Annotated in this window: 9 protein-coding genes and 3 pseudogenes; 11 read left to right on the forward strand and 1 reads right to left on the reverse strand. The window is 63.9% G+C overall.

The window, feature by feature from the left end; genetic code table 11:
* Positions 1 to 371: 371 nt before the first annotated feature.
* The 11 genes and pseudogenes from AC5RWU_RS22765 to AC5RWU_RS22815 all read left to right on the forward strand — a co-directional run bounded on the left by AC5RWU_RS22765 (position 372) and on the right by AC5RWU_RS22815 (position 8,475).
* On the forward strand, positions 372 to 935 hold the full coding sequence (locus AC5RWU_RS22765) for an SDR family NAD(P)-dependent oxidoreductase (protein WP_494037332.1): 564 nt from the start codon (positions 372 to 374) through the stop codon (positions 933 to 935).
* The gene (locus AC5RWU_RS22770) at positions 844 to 1,371 is read left to right on the forward strand and encodes a phosphotransferase (protein ID WP_493986450.1); all 528 of its coding nucleotides are present in this window, start codon (positions 844 to 846) and stop codon (positions 1,369 to 1,371) included. The genes AC5RWU_RS22765 and AC5RWU_RS22770 overlap by 92 nt, the downstream gene beginning before the upstream one ends.
* Entirely contained in the window at positions 1,371 to 2,147 is a 777-nt protein-coding gene (locus AC5RWU_RS22775) for a tyrosine-protein phosphatase (protein WP_493986451.1), read from the forward strand. Before AC5RWU_RS22770 ends, AC5RWU_RS22775 begins: the two co-directional genes overlap by 1 nt.
* A gap of 172 nt (positions 2,148 to 2,319) precedes the next feature.
* A pseudogene (locus AC5RWU_RS22780) lies at positions 2,320 to 2,466 on the forward strand (enoyl-CoA hydratase-related protein); the annotation flags it as partial.
* A gap of 86 nt (positions 2,467 to 2,552) precedes the next feature.
* Positions 2,553 to 2,705: a hypothetical protein gene (locus AC5RWU_RS22785; RefSeq protein WP_494032190.1), complete on the forward strand. Its 153-nt coding sequence runs from the start codon at positions 2,553 to 2,555 to the stop codon at positions 2,703 to 2,705.
* Positions 2,706 to 2,864: 159 nt separating this feature from the next.
* A complete protein-coding gene (locus tag AC5RWU_RS22790) occupies positions 2,865 to 3,209 on the forward strand; it encodes a hypothetical protein (protein WP_493986452.1) in 345 nt (114 codons plus the stop codon).
* A 222-nt stretch (positions 3,210 to 3,431) separates the two neighbouring features.
* Positions 3,432 to 4,016, forward strand: a complete 585-nt coding sequence (locus AC5RWU_RS22795) for a hypothetical protein (RefSeq protein WP_494032157.1) — start codon at positions 3,432 to 3,434, stop codon at positions 4,014 to 4,016.
* 301 nt (positions 4,017 to 4,317) lie between these two features.
* A pseudogene (locus AC5RWU_RS22800) lies at positions 4,318 to 5,007 on the forward strand (IS1634 family transposase); the annotation flags it as partial.
* A 616-nt stretch (positions 5,008 to 5,623) separates the two neighbouring features.
* Entirely contained in the window at positions 5,624 to 7,189 is a 1,566-nt protein-coding gene (ltrA, locus tag AC5RWU_RS22805) for a group II intron reverse transcriptase/maturase (protein ID WP_493986455.1), read from the forward strand.
* A gap of 86 nt (positions 7,190 to 7,275) precedes the next feature.
* Positions 7,276 to 8,138: pseudogene (locus AC5RWU_RS22810) on the forward strand (IS1634 family transposase); the annotation flags it as partial.
* Between the two features lie 4 nt (positions 8,139 to 8,142).
* A complete protein-coding gene (locus AC5RWU_RS22815; protein ID WP_493986456.1) occupies positions 8,143 to 8,475 on the forward strand; it encodes a DUF6278 family protein in 333 nt (110 codons plus the stop codon).
* Between the two features lie 235 nt (positions 8,476 to 8,710).
* Here AC5RWU_RS22815 and AC5RWU_RS22820 read toward each other — a convergent pair whose 3' ends face one another.
* Entirely contained in the window at positions 8,711 to 8,947 is a 237-nt protein-coding gene (locus AC5RWU_RS22820) for a type II toxin-antitoxin system Phd/YefM family antitoxin (protein ID WP_493986457.1), read from the reverse strand.
* Between the last annotated feature and the right edge of the window lie 579 nt (positions 8,948 to 9,526).

The raw sequence follows: 9,526 nt of genomic DNA on the forward strand, positions 1-9,526 counted from the left end.
AAAGGTGATGGTCTTGATCATCGTTCGTCGTCTCCTCCGGGGGTGGGCGCTTCGTCGGAAAATCCCACGCTATCAAGCGAACGGTCGGTTGGGGAACAGCGGAAGCCATCGAACCACCGGGGTAGGGGTCCGTCAAGGGCGGCGAGCGGGTCGGCGAGGTTCGCGTGGACTGGGGCCGGTATCAGCGCCTCTCGCTCGTCGTTCGATCGGAGGCAGCGGTGTTGACCACCAAACAAACAGGCGGTAGATTCACCTACGGGTATCCGCACCTGAACATCGAGAGCTGAAACGAGGATGCCATGAGCCAGCCGACACCGTTGGAGCAGCGGAAATCCTGCGGACCTCGCCGCGGGCCGCGCCGCAGGCGCAGTGTGATCCTACGTTTCACGAATCCACGAACGCACCTACCGACAGGGACCAGCGGGGCGGTCACTGACATAGAGAGGCACACTCATGGGACACAGGTCGAGGGAAAGGTCGCCTACATTACCGGGGCGGCACGAGGGCAGGGGCGTAGTCACGCCGTTCGGCTCGCGGAAGAGGGAGCCGACATCATCGCGGTCGACACGACGGCGATGATCGGGACGGTTCCGTACCCGCTCGCGTCAGCCGACGATCTCGCCGAGACGGTGCGGCAGGTAGAAGCGGTCGGAGGACGAATCGTCGCGCGCGACGCGGACGTGAGGGATTCCGCAGTGATCTCATCCGCAGTCGAGGCCGGCGTATCCGAGTTCGGAAGTCTCGACATCGTCGTTGCCAATGCAGGCATCTTCTCGCCGGCCGACAGCCTCCGGATGTCCGACGAAACCTGGCAGGACACGATCGACGTGAACCGTCGTGCGAATGCAGATCGAGGACTGGTATCGACACTGGCTGACGTTCACGCGCAAGGCATCGCCGAGCGAGGCCTACATGATCCACTTCCTGATGCGTAATGTGCCGGAGAATCCTGCGCGGCCCTCGATGGTCCACTCCGATTGCAGCTTCCACAACGTGATGCGCAAGGACGACCGTCCCACGGCGCTCCTGGACTGGGAGACTGCCCATCTGGGGGACCCGGCCGAGGATCTCGCGTACGTCCAGGACGTGGTGACGGAATACATGACTTGGGACCAGTGGATGGAGCACTACCGGCGGCACGGTGGCGTCGACGCGACTGAGCAGCAGATCGCCTTCTACAAGGTGTTCATTGCGTTTCGCAACGCCTGCACGACAAACAAGGCGGCGGCGCGCTTCCTGGAGGGTTACGTCAACGTCCGACAATTGCCCCTGGGATACGAGTTTTCAGCACGGTTCCGACGCGACGGCATCCGTGCGATCGAAGATTATCAACAGACAGACTCGAGGAGTCTTCAGAACGGAGTGCGATAGTGACCAACGACCAAATGACACCGATCGTCCTGGACGGTGTGAGCAACTTCCGCGACCTGGGTGGCCACCGTACCGTTGACGGCCGTCATGTTCGTCGCGGACGGGCCTTTCGCTCCAATAGCCTCGACCGCTTGACCCCGGCCGGCCGCGAAGCAATCCGGCGACTAGGAGTCCGCGCCGTTGTCGACCTCCGGGCGGCCTCGGAACGTGAGGCGAACCCGGCACCTGATCTTGAGGGTGTGCGCTACATCGTTTCGGACAAGCAAAGCCCCAGTGATGTCGCTCAGTCGATCCTTACCTTGAACGACGCGCCGGAGAACGAATGGCGCGAAGGATGGAAGAAGTTCTACAACGCGTTGCCCATCGCTTTCGCTCCCGAATATCGGCAGCTGTTCCGCGTCCTTCTCGATACGGAGGATCCGGTCGTGGTGAACTGTTCGGCCGGAAAGGACCGGACGGGAGTCGTGTCCGCGCTCCTTCTGTCCAGCCTCGGTGTTCCCCGGGAGACGATCGTGGCTGACTATGTCAGCAGCGACAGAGGGTTGGGTACCAACCGCGCCGTCGTCCGGATGTTGTCGGACGACATGTCGGACCGGTTCGGCGAACTCCCCGACTACGCGCGGGCGTTGATGCTGGGCGCCGACCCGTACTTCTTGAAGGTGACTCTCGAGAAACTCGACCAGGACTACGGATCCGTGAACGGATACTTGGAGATGCGCTTGGGCGTGAGCCCGGTCGAGCTCGAGCGTCTTCGCGAGGTGATGCTGGAGCCATGATTCGACCAGTGAAGGATGGGTTCGTGGCGCGTCTGCGCGTGTCCGAGACTCCCTCGGTCCGCCACTGGATGGGGACCCCTTGCCGCTGGAGGTCGGGTTTACGGTGAGGACCATGACTGAATAGGTCGCGGATGGCAACTGGACCGACACGCGTCATGAGGTGTGCGAGGACGTGATTGCCAAGATCACGATCAGCCGGCCCGAGGTCCACAACGCCTTCCGGCAGCAGACGATCTGGGAGATCGCGCGGGCGCTGACGATGGCGGGGGACGATGAGTCGGTCGGCGTGATCATCCTGACCGGTGAGTGTGACGAGGCCCTTCTGTTCGGGCGGGGACCAGCGCGTGCGCGGCGACTCGGGCTGGACGGGGAAGCCACTGGCGGTTCGACGTCACGGAACTGCACGTGCAGATGCGTCGCACGCCGAAGCCCATCGTTGCGATGGTCGCTGGGTGGGCGATCGGCTGCGGTTTCGCGGCCAGCATCCTGTCGGATCTCGTCGGTCCGAAGAAGGCCAAGGAGACTTCGTTCATGTACCGTCAGTACGACGCGCACTAGTAGTACTTTGTTAGGTTTTCCGGCGAGGGTCTTTTAATCCGCCGGCGGTCCTGTTAATTTCCTGTCCGTTCCCCGGTCCAACAACACCGGACTCCAGATGACGCCCTGCGGCGAGCGGAAGCGCTTGCCCGGAAGATCAATCTTCTCCTCGACACCATCATGGACGCGTCCGGTCAACCGTACGAATACCAAGCGATCTGCGATGGCGCCAATAAAGCGGGCTACTTTATCTCCCGCAGCCGGTGGTCGCTGCTCAAGAACGGCAAGGTCCAGCACGTCCCGGACGAGTGCCTGCGCGCCATTGCAACGGTTTTCGATGTGAATCCCGAATACCTCCTCCAGGAGGACGGCCCGCTTCCCGAACAGGTTAAAGTCCTGCTTCCACAACTGCGGATCAAGAGGCTCTCTGAAGTACACGATTTCGCCGCCAGGGCACTGGGCCATGTGGACCCTGAACGGTTTGAGGCCATTGCGAAGGTCTTGGACGAGGCTATCCAATCATGACGACCGGCACGGACACGAAGGCGGCAAGGCGATGGCCAATCAGAGGACTGCGGAAATGACCAACAGAACTTCTGCTGCCGCGCAAAACTCGACGTCCTCCGTTCCTGAGTCGTGGGCGCTGTGGGTGGCCGCCGGCGCCTGCGCTGCACTTCTGGCAGTTGTCGCAGTCGTCATTGTTGGCTTGTTCTCTCGCAGGCATCACCAGGGGACGCTGACGCCCCGATGAAGGAGACCAACCCAATGCCGGAGCCCAGAGATTTGGCCGCCAGTTCTGAATGGTGGACGCGCACCCAGTGGGCGCTGGAAGCCACAGTCTCGGGGAACGTAAGGCTGAACGACTACGGCCTCAAGATGCTCGGCGCTCTGGCGAAGAGCGAGATGGCGGATTCCGAGGAAAAGGCGATGTTGGATGCAGTCTGGCAAGTATCGTCCACCGGGATGCACGACGAGGCCATCGACCAACTGATCGAGGACGTCAGAGCGGTGAAAAACCCCTCAGAGTCAACGGACGCGTCGCCGCGCATTTCCGACGCTGATGAAGACGAGGCGTCGGCATCAGTCCGCCACAGGGCAAGAACTTATCGCAGGACCTACGATCCGGCGAACAAGGAGCAGGTGCTCTCCACCCTGCGTCGGGAAATCTTGGCAGCCCGACTGAAGGTCACCCTCGATCCAAAGCTGGGACGCGAGACCTCGCAGAGGGTAAAGCTCCTGTCAGAGATGACCCTGCCGCCGCTCGCCAGGCAGTTCCGCCGTGCCGATGATGCCCCGGCAGCCAGCCCAGACGCAAACAAGGAGCACGAGTAAGGCCGCAGCTGCTGAAGCCTTGACGATCCTCGTGTGCGTTCCGCTGGTTGATCGGCGCCCGCTAGCTTGATCGGTTGGAGGTATTTTTCACGACTCCGTCAGGGGACGGACCCGCCCACGGCTTTGCAGTGGACCAGAGGACCCGCCGGATGACGCGAGTAGCATCTTGGCGGGCATGTGGCGGAATCTGACCTGAGTTGCACACCTGAGCGCTGATTTCGTGTTTTCTCGAGCGTTTCCCCTTGTCAGGGGTTTGCTTGCGAGCTTTTTGGGGCACTAATCGGGCATCTAAGATGGGTTCGTGGCGCCTTTTCTGCGGAAAGTGAAGACCGCGTCCGGCGCGACAGCGGTCCAAATCGTTGAAAAGCGCCGCGGTGTCCGTACCATCATTGAGCACCTCGGCTCGGCCCGCACCGAGGCTGAGCTCGCGGCGCTCATGCGTGCCGGGCAGGAGAAACTCAACCCGGCCCAGACGACACTGGACCTCGGAACCGATTCCGGTCCGGATCCGGCCCGCGCGGTCGTGCAGTCCAGTGCCTCCCGGCTGCTGGTCCATGTTGTCCGCTCCGTCTATGATTCCCTGGGCTTCGATGCGGTGGCCGATGAGGCGTTCTTTCAGCTCGTGCTGGCCCGGCCGGTCGAGCCGACCTCGAAGGCCGACAGCATCCGGGTCATCGACGAGCTCGGCATCCCGCCGGTGCACCGGAACACCTTCACGAACGCGCTCAAGCGCTGCAGCACCAATGACTACCGGGACCAGGTGGCCAGGGCCTGCTTCGCCCACAGCGTCTCCACGACCGGCATCAGCCTGCTGCTCTACGACGTGACGACCCTGTATTTTGAGGCCGAGAAGGAAGACGACTACCGCAAGGTCGGCTATTCCAAGGAACGCCGGGTTGACCCGCAGATCGTCGTCGGCCTGCTGGTCGACCGGGCCGGCTTCCCGCTGGAGATCCACTCGTTCGAGGGCAACAAGGCTGAGTGCGACACGAGGTCGCATGTAGTAAGTGGATCACGATAATGGAGGACCAGATGGTGACGTGATTCCCGGTCCGTGCTCGGTGGCCGGTCTCCGCCTTGGCGTGCGTCGCGGGCAACTGCGGGGTGCGAAGCCCAAGGTTCAAGCCGAAGGGTCCTCGTTCCTTCCGAGGGCTACGGGTGAGGAGAAGGACGGGCGGGCGAACACGCGTGAACCCTTGGTTGATGCCTCGTCATGTTGAAGGTCCGGGTGGAAGGGATGCAGTACCGGGCCGAGGTCAGGGACGTGCCGCTGGAATGCGGCAGATGCCGGCCGCTGATCTGCAAGCGGTCGGATGAGCACCATCGTCCCCGGGGTATAGAGGGCGCCCACTCCGTTCGTGTCTTATGCATGTGGAACGTGGAAACCCCGTCTGGGTCCAGCCCAATGGGCTGGTAGGCCGACCGCAAGGAAGGCGCAATCCCCAGCCGGGAACAGGATGACCCGAGAAGCGAATGCCGGTGCGCCGAAAGGCGACGGGAAGGACTCCACCAGCGACGGCCGCCTCCTGGCCGTGGTGGCGTCGAACCGGCCGGATACGAGCTGAGTGCTCGGCCCGAGAGGGAGCCCACGCGGGTCAGGTTAGTTCGTGAAGGAGACGATGATCGTGACGTCAGTATCCGCGGGGACGTTGGACGCCGCCACAGTGGCGGCGAACGGACCGCGGGACTTTCCCGAGGACTGGGACCAGATCGACTGGACCCGCGCCGAGGCGGAGGTACGGCGGCTGCGGCAGCGCATCTTCACGGCGTCAAGGGCAGGCGAGCACCGCAAGGTGAGGAGCCTGCAACGGTTGATGCTGCGGTCCCGGGCGAACGCGCTGGTCGCGACGCGCCGGGTTGCGCAGGTCAATCAGGGGCGGAGGACCGCGGGGATCGACGGCCTGACCGCATTGTCGGGACCAGAACGGGCAGATCTTGCCCGATGGGTCCAACAGCGCGGCCACAGGCCCCCGGCCCTGCCGGTTCGCCGGATCTACATCCCGAAGGCGAACGGCAAGCGCCGCCCGCTCGGCATCCCCGTGATCGCCGACCGTGCGTTCCAGGCCGTGGTGCTCAACGCACTGGAGCCCGAGTGGGAGGCCCGGTTCGAGCCGCGAAGCTATGGCTTCCGGCCCGGCCGGGGATGTCATGACGCGATCGAGGCCATCTTCACTGTCTGTAAGGGCAAGAGCCCGACTCGGGCGTGGGTCCTCGATGCGGACCTGACTGCGGCGTTCGACCGGATCGACCATGATCGGCTGCTCGACCACCTGCACGGGTTCCCCGCGAGGGAGCACGTGGCCCGATGGTTGAGAGCCGGAGTGATCGAGAACCGGCAGTACGCCCCGACCAGAGAAGGCACGCCGCAAGGCGGGGTCATCAGCCCGCTGCTGATGAACGTCGCTCTGCACGGGATGGAGACCGCTGCTGGAGTTCGGTACAAGCCCTGGCGCTCGACGCGCGGTTGGTCAGCACCGGGGACACCGGTGGTAATCAGGTACGCCGACGACCTCGTGGCGCTCTGCCATTCACGGCAAGAGGCCGAGCAGGTCAAGGAACGCCTCGCCGCGTGGCTGGCGCCCCGAGGGCTGTCATTCAACGAGGACAAGACGCGGATCGTGCACTTGTCCGAGGGGTTCGACTTCCTCGGGTTCAACGTCCGCCACTACCGCAGCCCGGGGAAACTGTTGATCAAGCCGTCGAAGGCCGCGGTCAAGCGGTTCCGCGGCCGGCTGCGCGCGGAGGTGCGTAGCCTTCACGGCGCGCCCGCGTCGGCGGTGATCAGCAGGCTCAACCCGATCCTGCGGGGGTGGGCGGGCTACTACCGGACGGTTGTGTCCAAGAAGGTCTTCATGGACATCGATTCCACCCTCTGGTGGACGATGTTCAAGTGGGGCAGACGCCAACACAACACGAAGACCGGCCAGTGGATCGTGGACCGCTACTTCGGGCGGTTCAATCCGGCCAGACAAGACCGTTGGATCTTCGGCGACCGAGAGACCGGCGCCTACCTGCGGAAACTGTCGTGGACGCCGATCCGCCGTCACCAGATGGTCAAGGCCGACGCGTCTCCGGACGACCCGGCCCTGACCCTCTACTGGGATCAGCGACGAAGGCGCCACCTGCCACGCGACACACCAGCACCAGCGCCTCGCTACCCTCGACGCCCATAGGGACTTGCCTGAGCCGGATGCGATGAAAGTCGCACGTCCGGTTCTGAGGGGGCCCCGGCCCGGCAACGGGCCGGGGCTACCCGACGACCGCCACTTTGATCCCGGTCCTGAAAGCGTTCCAGGAACGCCACCATGTCGCCGACATGGTCGTCGTCGCCGATGCCGGCATGCTCTCGAATGCGAACCTGCAGGCCCTCGATGACGCGGGTCTGCGGTTCATCGTCGGCTCCCGGCAGACCAAAGCACCCAAAATCTGGCCGCCTATTTCCACTGGCACGGCAGCCACCACGAGGACGGGCAGACCGTGGACACGATCACCATGCGCGCCAGGGCCGCGGACCCCTCCCGCACCGACAGACGCGCCGAACCCGACTGGGACCCGGAGAAGAACACGGACCAGTGGCGGGCCGTGTGGCAATACCGGCGGAAGCGTGCCCTGCGGGACCGGCAGACCCTGACCCAGCAGCGCAACCGGGCCCTGGCGATCATCGAGGGCCAGTGCCGGCCGAAGACCGCCCGGTTCGTCCGCACCACCGGCAACACCAGGAGCTTCGACGAGACCGGTTACGAGCGCGCCATGGACCTCGTCGGATGGAAAGGATACGTCAGCAACATCCCCGCCCGAACAATGGCGGCCACCGAACTCATCGGCTCGTATCACGACCTCTGGCACGTGGAGCAGTCTTTCCACATGTCCAAGAGCGACCTGGCCGCCCGACCGATCTTCCATCGGACCAGGGAAGCGATCGATGCGCACCTGACGATCGTGTTCACCGCCCTCGCCGTCGCACGCTACCTGCAGGACAAAACCGGGCTGAGCCTGAAGAAGATCATCACTCTGCTCAAGCCCCTGCGCGAAGTCACCATCAGCGTCGGCGGACACGAACTCACCGCCGAACCCCAAATCCCGGAAACAGTCCACCAACTACTCAAGAAGCTGGGGCACTAAACGTGTGCAACTCAGGTCTGATGCCCGAAGCGGACGGAGTGCAGGTGGACGAGACGGCCTTGACTACGTCGAGGCCAGACTGGGCACCTGGATGGCTAAGCCACGCTATGCGGGCAAGGCTGCCACCGGCGCTTCGCTGTTCCTCGGAGACCTGCTGGTGGCCCGGATCCAATCGGCTGAATGGCGCCTCCTGATCAACGGCTATCCCCTGACCACCCTGTGGCCGGGGCTTGATCTGGATGTGCTGGCCGCCGGCAGGGCCCGCCGGGGCACAGGCGCACCGAACTTCGTGGAGCTGTACCGTCATGTCCTTGGACGTGCCAATGAGGGGCGGTAGTAACGGACGTGCGCAGTGTTGACCCCGGCACGCGTCCGGGCGCCCCGCGGGCGGTCGCACTGGCACGCGGCCGGGTCGAAACGGCGTGCCCGGGTGGCTCTGCCGAGGCGTCAGGGGGGGTCGCAGCGGTCACGCCCCGGAGCCTATCGCCGGATCAGCGTCCATTCCCAGAGCTAAAGGCCCCAGCCAGAGCGCTACCGGGAGGCACGGAATCGTGGACCATGGCTTGAACGAGTTAACCCTTGTGTCTGGTCTCAACGTCGCGCACGGACCCCAGAGCCGACATGAGGCGCTGCGCGTTCCTGGGCGAGGCCAGCAGGTAGCTTGTTTCCACCAGTGCGGCGTACTCGTCCTTCGACATCAAAACGGCGGATCCGCGCTTTGACACGATCTCAACCTCGGTGCGGTCGAGGTTGACTTGTTCGATGAGACGGACAAGGTCGCGCCGGGCTTGTTTCGCTGTTACGGCCATCGCTGCCTCCTGGTTGTACGAGACATGTTACTGGTTGGCCTTGGTACATCCTGGGCGAACATCGAAGGGCGCACATGACTGCTGACCTCAGTGCAGGCGGCTTCTGAAACCGCCACGGTGGCTGGCCGGCCCCGTGGTGTCGGTTTGCTTGACCAACTGTGCCTCCCTGGTGTGTTTATCAGCCAGGGGAGACAGCCGCCTACGGGGATTGTGGGTCGCCGATGTTGCCTCCGGTGGTCGCCCGGTCATCCTGTCGCGGTTCGCCTGCCTGGCACAGTCTCACACCGACATTCAACTCGTTGGGCGATAGCTGACTCGGGTGCGGCTGCGTCGAAGCTGTGCCCCTGGCGGGCTGGTCCGTGCCCGGATCGCAGCCGTCCGCCTGCTGATTTCCGTCGGGTCCAGCTCACTTCTGTCAGCGCCGGTCGAAAGTTGAGCCGTTTCGCGGGGCGAAAACTGAGCCACGTTGACGGGAGTTATTCTGTGCGGTCCGGACACATGGGTGACAGTTCGTTAGCGGGACATCCCTGACACTCTTGCACAGATGAGAGTGATGAGCGTGAATGACCGATGGCTGGA

The organism is Arthrobacter sp. B0427-1-12, assembly GCF_059092905.1.